General features: G+C 50.0%; 2 protein-coding genes. One reads left to right on the top strand and one right to left on the bottom strand.

Going from position 1 to position 25,233, the window contains the following annotated elements; genetic code table 11:
• Positions 1-635: 635 nt before the first annotated feature.
• Positions 636-1,316, bottom strand: a complete 681-nt coding sequence (locus tag UM181_05040) for a response regulator transcription factor (GenBank protein ID WQC63972.1) — start codon at positions 1,314-1,316, stop codon at positions 636-638.
• Positions 1,317-1,593: 277 nt separating this feature from the next.
• On the opposite strand from UM181_05040, the gene UM181_05035 reads away from it, so the two are divergent.
• Positions 1,594-24,963 (top strand): Ig-like domain-containing protein, encoded by a 23,370-nt coding sequence (locus tag UM181_05035; GenBank protein WQC63971.1) that lies wholly within the window; start codon positions 1,594-1,596, stop codon positions 24,961-24,963.
• Positions 24,964-25,233 lie beyond the last annotated feature (270 nt).

Genomic DNA, 25,233 nt, shown 5'->3' with positions numbered 1-25,233 from the left:
TAAGTAGCTGGTTTAGTGATAATAGGCCACGTTCCTGACGATAGGAACACAGCGGGACGATCCTTTTTGCGGCTCTATATTCTTTAGGTGCCGCATGACTTGCAGCATCAGTCAAATGTATAGTTTTTGGTGTAGTCACCTAGAAAGTAAAAGCCGTAAGGTTTTTATTCACCAGATACATAAGCTGAAAGTTACAGCTTCACACCCTACTTCCAAAACAAAAAAACGTCCACTTGGCGCTTCGGTGTATTCCGGTGATATAATAATTTTAAGATGTATTATGTAGTGACGTTTATCGATGTGTTTGCGCGATGTTGTTTGGAAATTAACCTTTTGTCACGGCGATGAATGCCCGTCTCTATTGTAAGGGAAGCCTTTTAATTTAGTACTTGCCAACGTACTCTAATCACATCCGAGCGATAGATTGCTTTCAGGACAAGCTTAATAACTTACGCCATTATGAAATGCTGAATGATTTTACAACATTCAGTGAGCCTAGGTCGCGTTCAAAATTTAGATCAACTAATAGAGTTTCCTTTTGTCTTTTAAAACGACTAAGCATGAGGTTAAAAAACACACAGATTCAATCAAATAAGCCCGGGCTCATTTGGATTGAAGGGGATTTAACAAGAAGCTTATGAAAGCAGTCCTGCGGTTTTGGCGAAGTGAATTGCTTCAGTTTTCGAGTGTACGTTTAGTCTTTTGAATAAACTTCTGCTGTAAGTGTGCACCGTATTTATCGACAAGCCCATGTCAGAGGCAATTTGAGTATAAGATCTACCGGCATAAATAAGGGTCAAAATACGCTGCTGTTGAGGAGTGAGGCTTACCTCTTTATTTTCAATAATTATTTTTTGCTTAATGTTGGGAATTAATAATTTGGCTATTGAAGGGCTGATGGGAAACCCCTGATTTTCAATCGACGACAGTGCAAGCGCGATTGAAATAGCTGTATCTTTAGTGTTGATGAAACCATTGATCCCAAATGATAGTATTTTTTCAAAATGTGAAAGATCAACATTTTCTGCAACAGCTAGCCTGGGTGTTTTGTCTAAAGCGTCAATGATACGCTTAAAATTTCTATAAGCGAATGTTGAGCGTGCGCTGATTTCTATGATTGCATACGCAATATCTTTTCTGTTTGATGCTATTACATTTAGAACGTTTTCAGTGTCAGAGTGATGGCTAATTAGCCAATTTCCTTCTTGTTCCTTTATAAAATCTAAGACTGGCTGTTGAAAGTAGAAATTTGTCGCACAAACTAGTATTATATTAATATTATTTTTCGTCCCGCCATTTTCCTCTTGAATAGCCATAGGGTCAGCCTTCTTTTATATGTGAACAGTTTAGATTTTCTTTAAGAGGTTTAGTCGTGAGATGTAGCAAAGAAGAAACTCAATTATTATATCTAATTTTTAGGGTAAAATATCTATTATTAAGTATTAATTAGATATTTACTGCAAGCCTTCAATTGTTATTTCTGGCAAAAGAGCAACGTGCGCTTGTAAGTTAAACTCTTTGATAAAAAGGCCTGTGAGCGTTATTTTCATAGGCAAGACTTGGTTACGTCTTGCCTTAGTTGGAGAAAAGAAGATGAAAGATTCATCATTTGAGGTAAAAAATTTGTATCAAGTTCAGATAAATAGTGACGAAAATGTTACAGATGTACTTAATTTGGAAAAATCTCAAATTGGTGTTCAGCCAATCGTTCGTGGTGGAGTTTTGTCTGAGGGGATGTTTGCGGAAGTCGAACCTGGATCATTTCGCGCACTCAATGGCCAGTCAAGTAAAAGTATCAGGAAGATAAAACTTCCCGCCGATGTCTCGGCGCGGAGGAAGTTTTTAGCTGAATGGTCGGAGCGCGCGCGACACGCTTCAAAGAAGGGTGGGGCGTTTAGCGTTTTGCTCTTGCCCCTAGCGGCCTGTGGGGGGGGTGGTACATCTAGCAACCCTGGTGAGGTTTCTGAAGGGTATGTAATTGACGGCTATGTAACGAACGCGTTTGTCTTCCGAGATGAAGATGGAGACGGTGTTTATGACGCTGCCGATGGGGAGGCCACCGCATACACGGATTCAGCTGGTAAATATTCGCTAGGCGGTAGTTCGACTGCGTCGATTGTAATGGATCCAAGTCAAGATCCAGAGGGTCGTACCGCAATCGATCTGGACAACCCAAATGAGGCGTTTACAGGCATCCTCAAAGCGCCAGCCGGCTCCACCGTTGTCACGCCGTTAACCACACTTGTGCAGCAAATCGTCGAGACCGGTGCAACCGCCGAGGCCGCTGAAGCCGCTGTCAAAACGGCTTTGGGCATTACAGGAGATGTTGAACTAACGACGTTAGATCCAATCGCCTCAGATAATGTTGAAGTCTATAAGGCCGGTGTACAAGTTGCGGCTTTGATTTCCGAGTCGGGTGGTGGCGAAGCAGGTTTTGCCGTTTCCGCAGCTTTGGCAAAAACGGTTCAAAACTCTTCGGGTGCGGTCGATTTAACGGACGTTGATGTGGTAAAGGCTGTTATCGATACAGCAATAGCTGACAATCCAACTGCAACAGCTTCTCTGGATTCGGATTCCGTTGCCTCGTCCGCCGCAAGCCAGGCCGCGGTCATTGCTGCTGCAACGTCAGTTGATGATGTTTCAAACGCGCAATCCGCAACGTTTACCGTAACTGAGACCAATAACGTAATTGTGTTTGGTGGGGATGCTACCGGTACAGTCGTCATGACACTGAACTCTGAAGGTGGAGCAACTTTCACCCGCGGCGGAGTTTCTGGTAAAGATGGAACGGGCAGTGATGCATCGGTTGTGACGATCGACAGCGTAGCCGATAAAACCATTTCTGGTGCGGTCGAGCTTACGGTTGTTGTTTCTGCAGAGGCAACGTCAGGAGCGGACGAGTTCATCATTAATGCGCCAGATGCAACCAAGATCGATTTGCGTGGCTCTATGGGCGAAGGTGCCGATAGCATCGTGATAAAAGTGGCTGATGAAACCGTTGGAACTGTCGACAGCCGAGATTTAATTCTTGATACCTCTGGTCTTACGGTAGCTTCAAATGATCGTTTGGTTTTCGATTTTGACGGCGAAGAAGATCTGGTGAATTTGACACTTGGGTCTGACGTAAGTCAGTTCAGCGAAATTGAAGTCGCCAAGGGCACCTTAGATGTTCGAAGCATCACAATAAAAGATGGCTTGCAGCTTACTGTTAACTCAGGCGTTAGCATGTCGCTAGATCAGTTTCACTCGTTGGAAAGCCTTGTCAGTGCATCTGGTCTGGGCGCTTTAACCATAACGTTGGACTCTTCGGAAGCGCTAAGCGACTTGACTGGCAGCGGATTGGATTCCGACTTTGTGATGATCGGGACGTCTATTACCGTTAAAAATTCTGCTGGAACAACTCTTTTGAGCAATGTGACCGGATCAGAGTTTGGTTCTGTTCCATCTGGATTGACCATTTATCCAGGCATCCCTGAGCTTGCGATAATGGCGAGTGCGTTGGAGACGCAAATTTCTTCCAATGATACGGATATCGCATCAAATTTATCTGATATCGCAGACCTTAGTACTTTAATTGGCGTAGTTACGGACAATACAGATAATGCATCGACGGTTGCCGTGGAGCTAAATGCCATTCAAGATCAGTTGGCGGTTATATCGGGTCAAGTAGCTGACATTATAGCAGCTCAACGAGATAATTTGACTGAAGTTACGATTACGGATAATGCGTCTGGCACGACGAACGGAGACGTTACATATACGTTCACATTTGATGAGGCTGTGACTGGGTTTACGGCTGCGGATGTTACGGTTGTGAATGGTGTGAAGGGTACGTTTGAGGCTAATAGCACGACAGAATACACGTTGGTTGTGACGCCTAATGACAATTATGAGGGCGATGTTCTTGTAAGCGTTAAGGACAGTGTTGCCGTTGATGGTAATAGTAATGGTAATGCGGCTGCGTTGGATAGTGTTCAGGCGGTTGATACACTTGATCCGACTGTCACTATCACGAGCAGTGCGTCCAGTTTGAAGGTTGGCGAGACTTCCACGCTGACGATTACTTTTAGTGAGGCTGTTACAGCGTTTACTAAAGATGATATTTCTGTAGAGAGTGGCACGCTTGGTGAATTGAGTTCAGTGACGACGAATTCTGATGGTACTGCGACGTATACGATTGCCTATACTCCGGCGACTACAACGGATAGTGAGGTCGCGATATCTGTTTCGACGTCTTATACGGATACAGTTGGCAATGCGGGTCGCGCTAGCTCGACGCTCAATTTGAACGTCGATACTGTAGCGCCTGCGGTTGCTATTACTGGTGGTGCTGTTAGCAGCAAAGACGCTGTTCATGCGATTAGCGGGACCGGGGAAGCCGGCGCGACGGTATCGATTGTAGATACGACTGCTGATCCTGACGTAGTTTTGTCGACGACGGTTGTGAATGTGGATGGAGCCTGGACGACTACGATTGATCTTGGCACTGATGGCACTCACGCGCTGAAGGCAGTTGCAGTGGATGCAATGGGCAATACTACCTCTACGGCCACGGTTGACTACACGTTAGTTGAAGACGATGTTCCAGCTGTTACGATTACGGATAATGCGTCTGGCACGACGAACGGAGACGTTACATATACGTTCACATTTGATGAGGCTGTGACTGGGTTTACGGCTGCGGATGTTACGGTTGTGAATGGTGTGAAGGGTACGTTTGAGGCTAATAGCACGACAGAATACACGTTGGTTGTGACGCCTAATGACAATTATGAGGGCGATGTTCTTGTAAGCGTTAAGGACAGTGTTGCCGTTGATGGTAATAGTAATGGTAATGCGGCTGCGTTGGATAGTGTTCAGGCGGTTGATACACTTGATCCGACTGTCACTATCACGAGCAGTGCGTCCAGTTTGAAGGTTGGCGAGACTTCCACGCTGACGATTACTTTTAGTGAGGCTGTTACAGCGTTTACTAAAGATGATATTTCTGTAGAGAGTGGCACGCTTGGTGAATTGAGTTCAGTGACGACGAATTCTGATGGTACTGCGACGTATACGATTGCCTATACTCCGGCGACTACAACGGATAGTGAGGTCGCGATATCTGTTTCGACGTCTTATACGGATACAGTTGGCAATGCGGGTCGCGCTAGCTCGACGCTCAATTTGAACGTCGATACTGTAGCGCCTGCGGTTGCTATTACTGGTGGTGCTGTTAGCAGCAAAGACGCTGTTCATGCGATTAGCGGGACCGGGGAAGCCGGCGCGACGGTATCGATTGTAGATACGACTGCTGATCCTGACGTAGTTTTGTCGACGACGGTTGTGAATGTGGATGGAGCCTGGACGACTACGATTGATCTTGGCACTGATGGCACTCACGCGCTGAAGGCAGTTGCAGTGGATGCAATGGGCAATACTACCTCTACGGCCACGGTTGACTACACGTTAGTTGAAGACGATGTTCCAGCTGTTACGATTACGGATAATGCGTCTGGCACGACGAACGGAGACGTTACATATACGTTCACATTTGATGAGGCTGTGACTGGGTTTACGGCTGCGGATGTTACGGTTGTGAATGGTGTGAAGGGTACGTTTGAGGCTAATAGCACGACAGAATACACGTTGGTTGTGACGCCTAATGACAATTATGAGGGCGATGTTCTTGTAAGCGTTAAGGACAGTGTTGCCGTTGATGGTAATAGTAATGGTAATGCGGCTGCGTTGGATAGTGTTCAGGCGGTTGATACACTTGATCCGACTGTCACTATCACGAGCAGTGCGTCCAGTTTGAAGGTTGGCGAGACTTCCACGCTGACGATTACTTTTAGTGAGGCTGTTACAGCGTTTACTAAAGATGATATTTCTGTAGAGAGTGGCACGCTTGGTGAATTGAGTTCAGTGACGACGAATTCTGATGGTACTGCGACGTATACGATTGCCTATACTCCGGCGACTACAACGGATAGTGAGGTCGCGATATCTGTTTCGACGTCTTATACGGATACAGTTGGCAATGCGGGTCGCGCTAGCTCGACGCTCAATTTGAACGTCGATACTGTAGCGCCTGCGGTTGCTATTACTGGTGGTGCTGTTAGCAGCAAAGACGCTGTTCATGCGATTAGCGGGACCGGGGAAGCCGGCGCGACGGTATCGATTGTAGATACGACTGCTGATCCTGACGTAGTTTTGTCGACGACGGTTGTGAATGTGGATGGAGCCTGGACGACTACGATTGATCTTGGCACTGATGGCACTCACGCGCTGAAGGCAGTTGCAGTGGATGCAATGGGCAATACTACCTCTACGGCCACGGTTGACTACACGTTAGTTGAAGACGATGTTCCAGCTGTTACGATTACGGATAATGCGTCTGGCACGACGAACGGAGACGTTACATATACGTTCACATTTGATGAGGCTGTGACTGGGTTTACGGCTGCGGATGTTACGGTTGTGAATGGTGTGAAGGGTACGTTTGAGGCTAATAGCACGACAGAATACACGTTGGTTGTGACGCCTAATGACAATTATGAGGGCGATGTTCTTGTAAGCGTTAAGGACAGTGTTGCCGTTGATGGTAATAGTAATGGTAATGCGGCTGCGTTGGATAGTGTTCAGGCGGTTGATACACTTGATCCGACTGTCACTATCACGAGCAGTGCGTCCAGTTTGAAGGTTGGCGAGACTTCCACGCTGACGATTACTTTTAGTGAGGCTGTTACAGCGTTTACTAAAGATGATATTTCTGTAGAGAGTGGCACGCTTGGTGAATTGAGTTCAGTGACGACGAATTCTGATGGTACTGCGACGTATACGATTGCCTATACTCCGGCGACTACAACGGATAGTGAGGTCGCGATATCTGTTTCGACGTCTTATACGGATACAGTTGGCAATGCGGGTCGCGCTAGCTCGACGCTCAATTTGAACGTCGATACTGTAGCGCCTGCGGTTGCTATTACTGGTGGTGCTGTTAGCAGCAAAGACGCTGTTCATGCGATTAGCGGGACCGGGGAAGCCGGCGCGACGGTATCGATTGTAGATACGACTGCTGATCCTGACGTAGTTTTGTCGACGACGGTTGTGAATGTGGATGGAGCCTGGACGACTACGATTGATCTTGGCACTGATGGCACTCACGCGCTGAAGGCAGTTGCAGTGGATGCAATGGGCAATACTACCTCTACGGCCACGGTTGACTACACGTTAGTTGAAGACGATGTTCCAGCTGTTACGATTACGGATAATGCGTCTGGCACGACGAACGGAGACGTTACATATACGTTCACATTTGATGAGGCTGTGACTGGGTTTACGGCTGCGGATGTTACGGTTGTGAATGGTGTGAAGGGTACGTTTGAGGCTAATAGCACGACAGAATACACGTTGGTTGTGACGCCTAATGACAATTATGAGGGCGATGTTCTTGTAAGCGTTAAGGACAGTGTTGCCGTTGATGGTAATAGTAATGGTAATGCGGCTGCGTTGGATAGTGTTCAGGCGGTTGATACACTTGATCCGACTGTCACTATCACGAGCAGTGCGTCCAGTTTGAAGGTTGGCGAGACTTCCACGCTGACGATTACTTTTAGTGAGGCTGTTACAGCGTTTACTAAAGATGATATTTCTGTAGAGAGTGGCACGCTTGGTGAATTGAGTTCAGTGACGACGAATTCTGATGGTACTGCGACGTATACGATTGCCTATACTCCGGCGACTACAACGGATAGTGAGGTCGCGATATCTGTTTCGACGTCTTATACGGATACAGTTGGCAATGCGGGTCGCGCTAGCTCGACGCTCAATTTGAACGTCGATACTGTAGCGCCTGCGGTTGCTATTACTGGTGGTGCTGTTAGCAGCAAAGACGCTGTTCATGCGATTAGCGGGACCGGGGAAGCCGGCGCGACGGTATCGATTGTAGATACGACTGCTGATCCTGACGTAGTTTTGTCGACGACGGTTGTGAATGTGGATGGAGCCTGGACGACTACGATTGATCTTGGCACTGATGGCACTCACGCGCTGAAGGCAGTTGCAGTGGATGCAATGGGCAATACTACCTCTACGGCCACGGTTGACTACACGTTAGTTGAAGACGATGTTCCAGCTGTTACGATTACGGATAATGCGTCTGGCACGACGAACGGAGACGTTACATATACGTTCACATTTGATGAGGCTGTGACTGGGTTTACGGCTGCGGATGTTACGGTTGTGAATGGTGTGAAGGGTACGTTTGAGGCTAATAGCACGACAGAATACACGTTGGTTGTGACGCCTAATGACAATTATGAGGGCGATGTTCTTGTAAGCGTTAAGGACAGTGTTGCCGTTGATGGTAATAGTAATGGTAATGCGGCTGCGTTGGATAGTGTTCAGGCGGTTGATACACTTGATCCGACTGTCACTATCACGAGCAGTGCGTCCAGTTTGAAGGTTGGCGAGACTTCCACGCTGACGATTACTTTTAGTGAGGCTGTTACAGCGTTTACTAAAGATGATATTTCTGTAGAGAGTGGCACGCTTGGTGAATTGAGTTCAGTGACGACGAATTCTGATGGTACTGCGACGTATACGATTGCCTATACTCCGGCGACTACAACGGATAGTGAGGTCGCGATATCTGTTTCGACGTCTTATACGGATACAGTTGGCAATGCGGGTCGCGCTAGCTCGACGCTCAATTTGAACGTCGATACTGTAGCGCCTGCGGTTGCTATTACTGGTGGTGCTGTTAGCAGCAAAGACGCTGTTCATGCGATTAGCGGGACCGGGGAAGCCGGCGCGACGGTATCGATTGTAGATACGACTGCTGATCCTGACGTAGTTTTGTCGACGACGGTTGTGAATGTGGATGGAGCCTGGACGACTACGATTGATCTTGGCACTGATGGCACTCACGCGCTGAAGGCAGTTGCAGTGGATGCAATGGGCAATACTACCTCTACGGCCACGGTTGACTACACGTTAGTTGAAGACGATGTTCCAGCTGTTACGATTACGGATAATGCGTCTGGCACGACGAACGGAGACGTTACATATACGTTCACATTTGATGAGGCTGTGACTGGGTTTACGGCTGCGGATGTTACGGTTGTGAATGGTGTGAAGGGTACGTTTGAGGCTAATAGCACGACAGAATACACGTTGGTTGTGACGCCTAATGACAATTATGAGGGCGATGTTCTTGTAAGCGTTAAGGACAGTGTTGCCGTTGATGGTAATAGTAATGGTAATGCGGCTGCGTTGGATAGTGTTCAGGCGGTTGATACACTTGATCCGACTGTCACTATCACGAGCAGTGCGTCCAGTTTGAAGGTTGGCGAGACTTCCACGCTGACGATTACTTTTAGTGAGGCTGTTACAGCGTTTACTAAAGATGATATTTCTGTAGAGAGTGGCACGCTTGGTGAATTGAGTTCAGTGACGACGAATTCTGATGGTACTGCGACGTATACGATTGCCTATACTCCGGCGACTACAACGGATAGTGAGGTCGCGATATCTGTTTCGACGTCTTATACGGATACAGTTGGCAATGCGGGTCGCGCTAGCTCGACGCTCAATTTGAACGTCGATACTGTAGCGCCTGCGGTTGCTATTACTGGTGGTGCTGTTAGCAGCAAAGACGCTGTTCATGCGATTAGCGGGACCGGGGAAGCCGGCGCGACGGTATCGATTGTAGATACGACTGCTGATCCTGACGTAGTTTTGTCGACGACGGTTGTGAATGTGGATGGAGCCTGGACGACTACGATTGATCTTGGCACTGATGGCACTCACGCGCTGAAGGCAGTTGCAGTGGATGCAATGGGCAATACTACCTCTACGGCCACGGTTGACTACACGTTAGTTGAAGACGATGTTCCAGCTGTTACGATTACGGATAATGCGTCTGGCACGACGAACGGAGACGTTACATATACGTTCACATTTGATGAGGCTGTGACTGGGTTTACGGCTGCGGATGTTACGGTTGTGAATGGTGTGAAGGGTACGTTTGAGGCTAATAGCACGACAGAATACACGTTGGTTGTGACGCCTAATGACAATTATGAGGGCGATGTTCTTGTAAGCGTTAAGGACAGTGTTGCCGTTGATGGTAATAGTAATGGTAATGCGGCTGCGTTGGATAGTGTTCAGGCGGTTGATACACTTGATCCGACTGTCACTATCACGAGCAGTGCGTCCAGTTTGAAGGTTGGCGAGACTTCCACGCTGACGATTACTTTTAGTGAGGCTGTTACAGCGTTTACTAAAGATGATATTTCTGTAGAGAGTGGCACGCTTGGTGAATTGAGTTCAGTGACGACGAATTCTGATGGTACTGCGACGTATACGATTGCCTATACTCCGGCGACTACAACGGATAGTGAGGTCGCGATATCTGTTTCGACGTCTTATACGGATACAGTTGGCAATGCGGGTCGCGCTAGCTCGACGCTCAATTTGAACGTCGATACTGTAGCGCCTGCGGTTGCTATTACTGGTGGTGCTGTTAGCAGCAAAGACGCTGTTCATGCGATTAGCGGGACCGGGGAAGCCGGCGCGACGGTATCGATTGTAGATACGACTGCTGATCCTGACGTAGTTTTGTCGACGACGGTTGTGAATGTGGATGGAGCCTGGACGACTACGATTGATCTTGGCACTGATGGCACTCACGCGCTGAAGGCAGTTGCAGTGGATGCAATGGGCAATACTACCTCTACGGCCACGGTTGACTACACGTTAGTTGAAGACGATGTTCCAGCTGTTACGATTACGGATAATGCGTCTGGCACGACGAACGGAGACGTTACATATACGTTCACATTTGATGAGGCTGTGACTGGGTTTACGGCTGCGGATGTTACGGTTGTGAATGGTGTGAAGGGTACGTTTGAGGCTAATAGCACGACAGAATACACGTTGGTTGTGACGCCTAATGACAATTATGAGGGCGATGTTCTTGTAAGCGTTAAGGACAGTGTTGCCGTTGATGGTAATAGTAATGGTAATGCGGCTGCGTTGGATAGTGTTCAGGCGGTTGATACACTTGATCCGACTGTCACTATCACGAGCAGTGCGTCCAGTTTGAAGGTTGGCGAGACTTCCACGCTGACGATTACTTTTAGTGAGGCTGTTACAGCGTTTACTAAAGATGATATTTCTGTAGAGAGTGGCACGCTTGGTGAATTGAGTTCAGTGACGACGAATTCTGATGGTACTGCGACGTATACGATTGCCTATACTCCGGCGACTACAACGGATAGTGAGGTCGCGATATCTGTTTCGACGTCTTATACGGATACAGTTGGCAATGCGGGTCGCGCTAGCTCGACGCTCAATTTGAACGTCGATACTGTAGCGCCTGCGGTTGCTATTACTGGTGGTGCTGTTAGCAGCAAAGACGCTGTTCATGCGATTAGCGGGACCGGGGAAGCCGGCGCGACGGTATCGATTGTAGATACGACTGCTGATCCTGACGTAGTTTTGTCGACGACGGTTGTGAATGTGGATGGAGCCTGGACGACTACGATTGATCTTGGCACTGATGGCACTCACGCGCTGAAGGCAGTTGCAGTGGATGCAATGGGCAATACTACCTCTACGGCCACGGTTGACTACACGTTAGTTGAAGACGATGTTCCAGTGTTGAATTCAGCCTCTGTCAGTGGCACAACTTTGACGCTGACTTATAGTGAAGCACTCGACGACTCTGTTGGTGAAGTGCCAGTTACAGGTGATTTTTCGGTCAGCACGGACGGCGTTGCAAACGCGGTGAATGCAGTGGCAGTCGCTGGTTCCACTGTAACATTGACATTGGAAACGGCGGTAGAGTTCGGTCAAACAGTTTTGGTATCCTACACCGATCCAACTGGTGATAGTTCGGCAACTACTCAGGACGCCGCTGGGAATGACGCCGTCTCATTCGTTAATCAGACTGTTACAAATAGTACGGCCCGTGCCAATTTGGCTGATACGCCTGCAGACCTCGTTGCAGAGGGTGTTACAAGCTTGGATGCGGCGGGTAATATCACCACGAATACCACTGCCGCAACGATCCAGCAGGCGCGTACGTTGATGGATGCGCAAAACACTGGCACGACAACAATTCACGAGTTAAGCGTGTCCGCGGCAGACGCTGTTTCATTGGCGCCAGACTCAAATGACGCTCTCACTCTTGTGAGCGTGAGCGGCGTGTTTGGGACTGGCAAAGATGCAGAAATTTCACTTACCAATATACCGTATGCGTCAAACATCACATTCGCTGGCAGAAGTGCAAACGAAACTATTTATCTGCCGGAACGTGACGCCTCTTCCGATGGCGCAACGGGCGGTGTCCTGAACCTAGATGGTGGGGCTGGCAACGATACGTTCCTGATTTATGGTGGTTCCTCAGGTAGCCGCGTCCTGTCATCGAGTGACGTACTCGCGGGTGGCGCGGGCACTGGAGATACACTACATCTCGTGGGAACAGTTGACTTGTCTGGGATTAATACGTTCTCCGGGATCGAGAACCTTACGCTAGAAAATTCGACCTCACTGGTCACAATGACTGGTGATCAATTTGCCACATTAACTGGAACCGTCACTGGCGACACGACGTCCAAGATCGTCATCGATGCGGATGCCAATAACGCGCTCGATATTTCGGGCACGGGTGTAACATTCTCAAACGTGGCCGAGCTGGAGGTTGCAGCGGGGATTGCCTTAACGGTGAACCTAACCCAGTTGGGTACGATCACAAATGTTGACACGAATGCGACGGATGCGACATTGGCAGTCAACCTCAATGGGGTTACAATTGATGGAACGTCGGTGGACATTAGTGACTCAGACTTGGATGTTGGTTCGTCTACAATTAATGTGACATTGGCTAACTCGGCCACGTTTACTATGAGCGCTGTACAGGCTCATGGCGCTACAGTGGGTGGTACTGGAACTGTTATTGTGAAGGGAACCCAGGGAACAAACCTCGACATAAGCGCTCTGACCTCCACGTCAACGGACATTACAGACGTTAATAGTGGGGCGGCTTTAACTAATTTCACGCCCCCGACAGTCGGTGATTCTAAGACGCTGACACTGACCGCTGCGCAGGCAACCGGCAAGACGATCACGGGTGATGGTACAGTACAGATTGAGACCACAGGCGCTGATACGATTGCGTTCTCAGCGGATACGGATCTATCCAGTGTCACAGCGACGCTTGGTTTTGCAACAAACGTCTCAGTTGCTGATACGAAGACGTTGACGTTGACTGCTGCGCAAGCGACCGGCAAGACGATCACGGGTGATGGTACAGTATCCATAAAAGGTGATGTTGCTGCGGATACTGATCTGACAGATATCACTGCGACGGTTTCTTTGGATGGCGGCACAGCGGCTGTTGCTAATACGAAGACGTTGACGTTGACTGCTGCACAAGCGACCGGCAAGACGATCACAGGTGATGGTACAGTACAGATTGAGACCACCGGCGCTGATACGATTGCGTTCTCAGCGGATACGGATCTATCCAGTGTCACAGCGACGCTTGGTTTTGCAACAAACGTCTCAGTTGCTGATACGAAGACGTTGACGTTGACTGCTGCACAAGCGACCGGCAAGACGATCACGGGTGATGGTACAGTATCCATAAAAGGTGATGTTGCTGCGGATACTGATCTGACAGATATCGCTGCGACGGTTTCTTTGGATGGCGGCACAGCGGCTGTTGCTAATACGAAGACGTTGACGTTGACTGCTGCGCAAGCGACCGGCAAGACGATCACGGGTGATGGTACAGTATCCATCGAAGGTGATGTTGCTGCAGATACTGATCTGACAGATATCGCTGCGACGGTTTCTTTGGATGGCGGCACAGCGGCTGTTGCTAATACGAAGACGTTGACGTTGACTGCTGCGCAAGCGACCGGCAAGACGATCACGGGTGATGGTACAGTATCCATCGAAGGTGATGTTGCTGCGGATACTGATCTGACAGATATCGCTGCGACGGTTTCTTTGGATGGCGGCACAGCGGCTGTTGCTGATACGAAGACGTTGACGTTGACTGCTGCACAAGCGACCGGCAAGACGATCACGGGTGATGGTACAGTACAGATTGAGACCACAGGCGTTGATACGATTGCGTTCTCAGCGGATACGGATCTATCCAGTGTCACAGCGACGCTTGGTTTTGCAACAAACGTCTCAGTTGCTGATACGAAGACGTTGACGTTGACTGCTGCGCAAGCGACCGGCAAGACGATCACGGGTGATGGTACAGTATCCATAAAAGGTGATGTTGCTGCAGATACTGATCTGACAGATATCGCTGCGACGGTTTCTTTGGATGGCGGCACAGCGGCTGTTGCTGATACGAAGACGTTGACGTTGACTGCTGCGCAAGCGACCGGCAAGACGATCACGGGTGATGGTACAGTATCCATCGAAGGTGATGTTGCTGCGGATACTGATCTGACAGATATCACTGCGACGGTTTCTTTGGATGGCGGCACAGCGGCTGTTGCTAATACGAAGACGTTGACGTTGACTGCTGCACAAGCGACCGGCAAGACGATCACGGGTGATGGTACAGTACAGATTGAGACCACAGGCGTTGATACGATTGCGTTCTCAGCGGATACGGATCTATCCAGTGTCACAGCGACGCTTGGTTTTGCAACAAACGTCTCAGTTGCTGATACGAAGACGTTGACGTTGACTGCTGCGCAAGCGACCGGCAAGACGATCACGGGTGATGGTACAGTATCCATAAAAGGTGATGTTGCTGCAGATACTGATCTGACAGATATCGCTGCGACGGTTTCTTTGGATGGCGGCACAGCGGCTGTTGCTGATACGAAGACGTTGACGTTGACTGCTGCGCAAGCGACCGGCAAGACGATCACGGGTGATGGTACAGTATCCATCGAAGGTGATGTTGCTGCAGATACTGATCTGACAGATATCGCTGCGACGGTTTCTTTGGATGGCGGCACAGCGGCTGTTGCTAATACGAAGACGTTGACGTTGACTGCTGCACAAGCGACCGGCAAGACGATCACGGGTGATGGTACAGTATCCATCGAAGGTGATGTTGCTGCGGATACTGATCTGACAGATATCACTGCGACGGTTTCTTTGGATGGCGGCACAGCGGCTGTTGCTAATACGAAGACGTTGACGTTGACTGCTGCACAAGCGACCGGCAAGACGATCACGGGTGATGGTACAGTATCCATCGAAGGTGATGTTGCTGCGGATACTGATCTGACAGATATCGCTGCGACGGTTTCTTTGGATGGCGGCACAGCGGCTGTTGCTAATACGAAGACGTTGACGTTGACTGCTGCGCAAGCGACCGGCAAGACGATCACGGGTGATGGTACAGTACAGATTGAGACCACAGGCGTTGATACGATTGCGTTCTCAGCGGATACGGATCTATCCAGTGTCACAGCGACGCTTGGTTTTGCAACAAACGTCTCAGTTGCTGATACGAAGACGTTGACGTTGACTGCTGCGCAAGCGACCGGCAAGACGATCACGGGTGATGGTACAGTATCCATAAAAGGTGATGTTGCTGCGGATACTGATCTGACAGATATCACTGCGACGGTTTCTTTGGATGGCGGCACAGCGGCTGTTGCTGATACGAAGACGTTGACGTTGACTGATGCGCAAGCGACCGGCAAGACGATCACAGGTGATGGTACAGTATCCATCGAAGGTGATGTTGCTGCGGATACTGATCTGACAGATATCGCTGCGACGGTTTCTTTGGATGGCGGCACAGCGGCTGTTGCTGATACGAAGACGTTGACGTTGACTGCTGCGCAAGCGACCGGCAAGACGATCACGGGTGATGGTACAGTACAGATTGAGACCACAGGCGTTGATACGATTGCGTTCTCAGCGGATACGGATCTATCTAGTGTCACAGCGACGCTTGGTTTTGCAACAAACGTCTCAGTTGCTGATACGAAGACGTTGACGTTGACTGCTGCGCAAGCGACCGGCAAGACGATCACGGGTGATGGTACAGTATCCATAAAAGGTGATGTTGCTGCGGATACTGATCTGACAGATATCGCTGCGACGGTTTCTTTGGATGGCGGCACAGCGGCTGTTGCTAATACGAAGACGTTGACGTTGACTGCTGCACAAGCGACCGGCAAGACGATCACGGGTGATGGTACAGTACAGATTGAGACCACAGGCGCTGATACGATTGCGTTCTCAGCGGATACGGATCTATCCAGTGTCACAGCGACGCTTGGTTTTGCAACAAACGTCTCAGTTGCTAATACGAAGACGTTGACGTTGACTGCTGCGCAAGCGACCGGCAAGACGATCACGGGTGATGGTACAGTATCCATAAAAGGTGATGTTGCTGCAGATACTGATCTGACAGATATCGCTGCGACGGTTTCTTTGGATGGCGGCACAGCGGCTGTTGCTGATACGAAGACGTTGACGTTGACTGCTGCACAAGCGACCGGCAAGACGATCACGGGTGATGGTACAGTATCCATCGAAGGTGATGTTGCTGCGGATACTGATCTGACAGATATCGCTGCGACGGTTTCTTTGGATGGCGGCACAGCGGCTGTTGCTGATACGAAGACGTTGACGTTGACTGCTGCACAAGCGACCGGCAAGACGATCACGGGTGATGGTACAGTACAGATTGAGACCACCGGCGCTGATACGATTGCGTTCTCAGCGGATACGGATCTATCCAGTGTCACAGCGACGCTTGGTTTTGCAACAAACGTCTCAGTTGCTGATACGAAGACGTTGACGTTGACTGCTGCGCAAGCGACCGGCAAGACGATCACGGGTGATGGTACAGTATCCATAAAAGGTGATGTTGCTGCAGATACTGATCTGACAGATATCGCTGCGACGGTTTCTTTGGATGGCGGCACAGCGGCTGTTGCTAATACGAAGACGTTGACGTTGACTGCTGCACAAGCGACCGGCAAGACGATCACGGGTGATGGTACAGTACAGATTGAGACCACAGGCGTTGATACGATTGCGTTCTCAGCGGATACGGATCTATCCAGTGTCACAGCGACGCTTGGTTTTGCAACAAACGTCTCAGTTGCTGATACGAAGACGTTGACGTTGACTGCTGCGCAAGCGACCGGCAAGACGATCACGGGTGATGGTACAGTATCCATAAAAGGTGATGTTGCTGCAGATACTGATCTGACAGATATCGCTGCGACGGTTTCTTTGGATGGCGGCACAGCGGCTGTTGCTGATACGAAGACGTTGACGTTGACTGCTGCGCAAGCGACCGGCAAGACGATCACGGGTGATGGTACAGTATCCATCGAAGGTGATGTTGCTGCAGATACTGATCTGACAGATATCGCTGCGACGGTTTCTTTGGATGGCGGCACAGCGGCTGTTGCTAATACGAAGACGTTGACGTTGACTGCTGCACAAGCGACCGGCAAGACGATCACGGGTGATGGTACAGTATCCATCGAAGGTGATGTTGCTGCGGATACTGATCTGACAGATATCACTGCGACGGTTTCTTTGGATGGCGGCACAGCGGCTGTTGCTGATACGAAGACGTTGACGTTGACTGCTGCACAAGCGACCGGCAAGACGATCACGGGTGATGGTACAGTATCCATCGAAGGTGATGTTGCTGCGGATACTGATCTGACAGATATCACTGCGACGGTTTCTTTGGATGGCGGCACAGCGGCTGTTGCTGATACGAAGACGTTGACGTTGACTGCTGCACAAGCGACCGGCAAGACGATCACGGGTGATGGTACAGTACAGATTGAGACCACAGGCGTTGATACGATTGCGTTCTCAGCGGATACGGATCTATCCAGTGTCACAGCGACGCTTGGTTTTGCAACAAACGTCTCAGTTGCTGATACGAAGACGTTGACGTTGACTGCTGCGCAAGCGACCGGCAAGACGATCACGGGTGATGGTACAGTATCCATCGAAGGTGATGTTGCTGCGGATACTGATCTGACAGATATCGCTGCGACGGTTTCTTTGGATGGCGGCACAGCGGCTGTTGCTAATACGAAGACGTTGACGTTGACTGCTGCACAAGCGACCGGCAAGACGATCACGGGTGATGGTACAGTACAGATTGAGACCACAGGCGCTGATACGATTGCGTTCTCAGCGGATACGGATCTATCCAGTGTCACAGCGACGCTTGGTTTTGCAACAAACGTCTCAGTTGCTGATACGAAGACGTTGACGTTGACTGCTGCGCAAGCGACCGGCAAGACGATCACGGGTGATGGTACAGTATCCATAAAAGGTGATGTTGCTGCGGATACTGATCTGACAGATATCGCTGCGACGGTTTCTTTGGATGGCGGCACAGCGGCTGTTGCTAATACGAAGACGTTGACGTTGACTGCTGCGCAAGCGACCGGCAAGACGATCACAGGTGATGGTACAGTACAGATTGAGACCACAGGCGCTGATACGATTGCGTTCTCAGCGGATACGGATCTATCCAGTGTCACAGCGACGCTTGGTTTTGCAACAAACGTCTCAGTTGCTGATACGAAGACGTTGACGTTGACTGCTGCGCAAGCGACCGGCAAGACGATCACGGGTGATGGTACAGTATCCATAAAAGGTGATGTTGCTGCAGATACTGATCTGACAGATATCGCTGCGACGGTTTCTTTGGATGGCGGCACAGCGGCTGTTGCTGATACGAAGACGTTGACGTTGACTGCTGCACAAGCGACCGGCAAGACGATCACGGGTGATGGTACAGTATCCATCGAAGGTGATGTTGCTGCAGATACTGATCTGACAGATATCGCTGCGACGGTTTCTTTGGATGGCGGCACAGCGGCTGTTGCTAATACGAAGACGTTGACGTTGACTGCTGCACAAGCGACCGGCAAGACGATCACGGGTGATGGTACAGTACAGATTGAGACCACAGGCGTTGATACGATTGCGTTCTCAGCGGATACGGATCTATCCAGTGTCACAGCGACGCTTGGTTTTGCAACAAACGTCTCAGTTGCTGATACGAAGACGTTGACGTTGACTGCTGCGCAAGCGACCGGCAAGACGATCACGGGTGATGGTACAGTATCCATAAAAGGTGATGTTGCTGCAGATACTGATCTGACAGATATCGCTGCGACGGTTTCTTTGGATGGCGGCACAGCGGCTGTTGCTGATACGAAGACGTTGACGTTGACTGCTGCGCAAGCGACCGGCAAGACGATCACGGGTGATGGTACAGTATCCATCGAAGGTGATGTTGCTGCAGATACTGATCTGACAGATATCGCTGCGACGGTTTCTTTGGATGGCGGCACAGCGGCTGTTGCTAATACGAAGACGTTGACGTTGACTGCTGCACAAGCGACCGGCAAGACGATCACGGGTGATGGTACAGTATCCATCGAAGGTGATGTTGCTGCGGATACTGATCTGACAGATATCACTGCGACGGTTTCTTTGGATGGCGGCACAGCGGCTGTTGCTAATACGAAGACGTTGACGTTGACTGCTGCACAAGCGACCGGCAAGACGATCACGGGTGATGGTACAGTATCCATCGAAGGTGATGTTGCTGCAGATACTGATCTGACAGATATCGCTGCGACGGTTTCTTTGGATGGCGGCACAGCGGCTGTTGCTAATACGAAGACGTTGACGTTGACTGCTGCGCAAGCGACCGGCAAGACGATCACGGGTGATGGTACAGTACAGATTGAGACCACAGGCGTTGATACGATTGCGTTCTCAGCGGATACGGATCTATCCAGTGTCACAGCGACGCTTGGTTTTGCAACAAACGTCTCAGTTGCTGATACGAAGACGTTGACGTTGACTGCTGCGCAAGCGACCGGCAAGACGATCACGGGTGATGGTACAGTATCCATAAAAGGTGATGTTGCTGCAGATACTGATCTGACAGATATCGCTGCGACGGTTTCTTTGGATGGCGGCACAGCGGCTGTTGCTGATACGAAGACGTTGACGTTGACTGCTGCACAAGCGACCGGCAAGACGATCACGGGTGATGGTACAGTATCCATCGAAGGTGATGTTGCTGCGGATACTGATCTGACAGATATCGCTGCGACGGTTTCTTTGGATGGCGGCACAGCGGCTGTTGCTGATACGAAGACGTTGACGTTGACTGCTGCACAAGCGACCGGCAAGACGATCACGGGTGATGGTACAGTACAGATTGAGACCACAGGCGTTGATACGATTGCGTTCTCAGCGGATACGGATCTATCCAGTGTCACAGCGACGCTTGGTTTTGCAACAAACGTCTCAGTTGCTGATACGAAGACGTTGACGTTGACTGCTGCGCAAGCGACCGGCAAGACGATCACGGGTGATGGTACAGTATCCATAAAAGGTGATGTTGCTGCAGATACTGATCTGACAGATATCGCTGCGACGGTTTCTTTGGATGGCGGCACAGCGGCTGTTGCTAATACGAAGACGTTGACGTTGACTGCTGCACAAGCGACCGGCAAGACGATCACGGGTGATGGTACAGTACAGATTGAGACCACCGGCGCTGATACGATTGCGTTCTCAGCGGATACGGATCTATCCAGTGTCACAGCGACGCTTGGTTTTGCAACAAACGTCTCAGTTGCTAATACGAAGACGTTGACGTTGACTGCTGCGCAAGCGACCGGCAAGACGATCACGGGTGATGGTACAGTATCCATAAAAGGTGATGTTGCTGCAGATACTGATCTGACAGATATCGCTGCGACGGTTTCTTTGGATGGCGGCACAGCGGCTGTTGCTGATACGAAGACGTTGACGTTGACTGCTGCACAAGCGACCGGCAAGACGATCACGGGTGATGGTACAGTATCCATCGAAGGTGATGTTGCTGCGGATACTGATCTGACAGATATCGCTGCGACGGTTTCTTTGGATGGCGGCACAGCGGCTGTTGCTGATACGAAGACGTTGACGTTGACTGCTGCACAAGCGACCGGCAAGACGATCACGGGTGATGGTACAGTACAGATTGAGACCACAGGCGTTGATACGATTGCGTTCTCAGCGGATACGGATCTATCCAGTGTCACAGCGACGCTTGGTTTTGCAACAAACGTCTCAGTTGCTGATACGAAGACGTTGACGTTGACTGCTGCGCAAGCGACCGGCAAGACGATCACGGGTGATGGTACAGTATCCATAAAAGGTGATGTTGCTGCGGATACTGATCTGACAGATATCGCTGCGACGGTTTCTTTGGATGGCGGCACAGCGGCTGTTGCTAATACGAAGACGTTGACGTTGACTGCTGCGCAAGCGACCGGCAAGACGATCACGGGTGATGGTACAGTACAGATTGAGACCACCGGCGCTGATACGATTGCGTTCTCAGCGGATACGGATCTATCCAGTGTCACAGCGACGCTTGGTTTTGCAACAAACGTCTCAGTTGCTGATACGAAGACGTTGACGTTGACTGCTGCGCAAGCGACCGGCAAGACGATCACGGGTGATGGTACAGTATCCATAAAAGGTGATGTTGCTGCGGATACTGATCTGACAGATATCGCTGCGACGGTTTCTTTGGATGGCGGCACAGCGGCTGTTGCTAATACGAAGACGTTGACGTTGACTGCTGCGCAAACGACCGGCAAGACGATCACAGGTGATGGTACAGTACAGATTGAGACCACCGGCGCTGATACGATTGCGTTCTCAGCGGATACGGATCTATCCAGTGTCACAGCGACGCTTGGTTTTGCAACAAACGTCTCAGTTGCTGATACGAAGACGTTGACGTTGACTGCTGCGCAAGCGACCGGCAAGACGATCACGGGTGATGGTACAGTATCCATAAAAGGTGATGTTGCTGCAGATACTGATCTGACAGATATCGCTGCGACGGTTTCTTTGGATGGCGGCACAGCGGCTGTTGCTGATACGAAGACGTTGACGTTGACTGCTGCGCAAGCGACCGGCAAGACGATCACGGGTGATGGTACAGTATCCATCGAAGGTGATGTTGCTGCGGATACTGATCTGACAGATATCGCTGCGACGGTTTCTTTGGATGGCGGCACAGCGGCTGTTGCTAATACGAAGACGTTGACGTTGACTGCTGCGCAAGCGACCGGCAAGACGATCACAGGTGATGGTACAGTACAGATTGAGACCACAGGCGCTGATACGATTGCGTTCTCAGCGGATACGGATCTATCCAGTGTCACAGCGACGCTTGGTTTTGCAACAAACGTCTCAGTTGCTGATACGAAGACGTTGACGTTGACTGCTGCGCAAGCGACCGGCAAGACGATCACGGGTGATGGTACAGTATCCATAAAAGGTGATGTTGCTGCAGATACTGATCTGACAGATATCGCTGCGACGGTTTCTTTGGATGGCGGCACAGCGGCTGTTGCTAATACGAAGACGTTGACGTTGACTGCTGCACAAGCGACCGGCAAGACGATCACGGGTGATGGTACAGTATCCATCGAAGGTGATGTTGCTGCGGATACTGATCTGACAGATATCACTGCGACGGTTTCTTTGGATGGCGGCACAGCGGCTGTTGCTAATACGAAGACGTTGACGTTGACTGCTGCACAAGCGACCGGCAAGACGATCACGGGTGATGGTACAGTATCCATAAAAGGTGATGTTGCTGCAGATACTGATCTGACAGATATCACTGCGACGGTTTCTTTGGATGGCGGCACAGCGGCTGTTGCTAATACGAAGACGTTGACGTTGACTGCTGCGCAAGCGACCGGCAAGACGATCACGGGTGATGGTACAGTATCCATCGAAGGTGATGTTGCTGCGGATACTGATCTGACAGATATCACTGCGACGGTTTCTTTGGATGGCGGCACAGCGGCTGTTGCTAATACGAAGACGTTGACGTTGACTGCTGCACAAGCGACCGGCAAGACGATCACGGGTGATGGTACAGTATCCATCAAAGGTGATGTTGCTGCGGATACTGATCTGACAGATATCACTGCGACGGTTTCTTTGGATGGCGGCACAGCGGCTGTTGCTGATACGAAGACGTTGACGTCGACTGCTGCACAAGCGACCGGCAAGACGATCACGGGTGATGGTACAGTATCCATCGAAGGTGATGTTGCTGCGGATACTGATCTGACAGATATCACTGCGACGGTTTCTTTGGATGGCGGCACAGCGGCTGTTGCTGATACGAAGACGTTGACGTTGACTGCTGCGCAAGCGACCGGCAAGACGATCACAGGTGATGGTACAGTATCCATCGAAGGTGATGTTGCTGCGGATACTGATCTGACAGATATCGCTGCGACGGTTTCTTTGGATGGCGGCACAGCGGCTGTTGCTGATACGAAGACGTTGACGTTGACTGCTGCACAAGCGACCGGCAAGACGATCACGGGTGATGGTACATTGGATATTTCCGGAGCGGTAACTGCTGACGCCAACTTTACTGATGTAACATCCAGTATTCTATTTGGTGGTGATAACACCGTCACAGTTAGCAATGGGGCGACTTTGACTGTTACGGGTGACCAGGCTAATCAAATTGCTGGCGGAGTGACAAAACTTGGGGGAGCTAAATTAGCAGTTCTTGTTGAAAGTGCGTCACTGGATCTTACACAAAAAGATCTAAGCGACGTCGATAGCTTGACGAGCACATCTGGTAATTCAGCGGTGCTAACAGTTTCACAGGCTACAGCGCTTGGCACGTCAAATATCTCCGGCACGTACATCCTGAAGGATACGGTCACGGCACTGTCCAATGCAGATGCAACTATCTTTGCCAATGCAGCGTCGTATAGTGTGCTTGACACGTCTTCAAAAATTCAGGCTGAAATTGACACTAATGGCATCACAACTGGAACTCTCTTGGTTGATGCAACTGCAATTGACGCAAGTGATAATAATACAGTCGACCTGACTGTTACGCAGATTGCAGCCAAGGGTAGTGTTTTCACTGACGGATACGATTTATCGGATACATCGACAAACTTGCTTAACGCAAGCCAGTCAGTGATAGACGCCGTAGTGAACGCGTCCAATGATGTGAAGGTCGCGGCGGGTGATGCAAATGAGTTGACTGTTGCACAGTATAATACTCTCATTGGTCGAACGACGGTCGATACCTGGTCCTACGAAATTCAGGATAGTGCGTCAGCCATTATTGCGGCGTCGGGCACCAACGCAATCACTGGTACGACGACAATATCCGTGACGGATAATGCGGCTGGTTCACTTCAGGTGTCTGAGTATACGACACTCAATGGATTGACGAAGCCGGATGGGAACGACAACTGGTCATATTCCATCGACGATACCCCGACGAATATTGATACAGAGGTCGAAAACAACGGCGACGCTGGGGGGTCCATGTTGGCGGGTGCCAGCTCTGTGACGGTGAGTGGCACTGGCGCTGCTGAGACGCTTAACTTGCAATCTGTCGAAACTGGGACGCTAAACTATGTTATTAACATGGGAGCGGGTGCGGACAGTGTTACAACCGGTTCTGGAAACGATACTGTGGACTTAGGCGCGAGTGATGGAGCGGTGGATACGTATGTATTTGCGGCGAGTGACACGGCCAATGGCCAGGACGTTGTCTCAAACTTTGAGGGCGGCACAGATAAAATTGACGTTTCAGCCTTCAGTTCCACCAAGGTTCAGATATCGGGGACGCCTGACATTACGACTACGAATGGTACGGTATACTATGTGACCACCAGCACCGCGGGTGCGGCCGACGCCGGCCAGTCGGTTGGTGCAGCATTTGTGATCAATTTGAGTGCAAACTGGTCAGACAATAACGCGACGTCGTGGATCGTATTAACTGATAACAACAGCACTGCTGTCTATGAATTCAATGACACTGCGGGATCTGCCGATGGCGTTCAAGCGAGCGAGTTGACACTGCTTGCCACGCTGGATGACCAAGTAGGATTTGCTGAAATCCTGACTTCATAATCAATTCTTGGGGGAGCCGAAGCGGCTCCCCCAATGAATTCATGGATTGTTGTTTTATGGTTGCAGTTGAATTGTAAGGATTTTGCGTACCTATGAGAAAATATGTAAATTTAGATGGTAATTCCTATAGGATTAAAGACTTAACTGAGACGGCCAGGGACCTAGTGGCAAACCTTCAATTTACCAACGATCGCATATCCACATTGAGTAATAGACATGCCTTGCTCCTTCGGGCAAAGAACGGGTACATCTCAGACCTAAACTTAGAGA

Source organism: Alphaproteobacteria bacterium US3C007, assembly GCA_034423775.1.
Taxonomy (GTDB): Bacteria; Pseudomonadota; Alphaproteobacteria; order Rhodobacterales; family Rhodobacteraceae; genus Thalassovivens; species Thalassovivens spotae.
This window is presented reverse-complemented; position numbering and strand designations above follow the sequence as displayed.

What these genes read in the sequence shown, in the direction of transcription:
- UM181_05035 (WQC63971.1), top strand. Translation starts at nt 1,594, where the DNA reads ATGAAAGATTCATCATTTGAGGTAAAAAATTTGTATCAAGTTCAGATA.
- UM181_05040 (WQC63972.1), bottom strand. Translation starts at nt 1,316, where the DNA reads ATGGCTATTCAAGAGGAAAATGGCGGGACGAAAAATAATATTAATATA.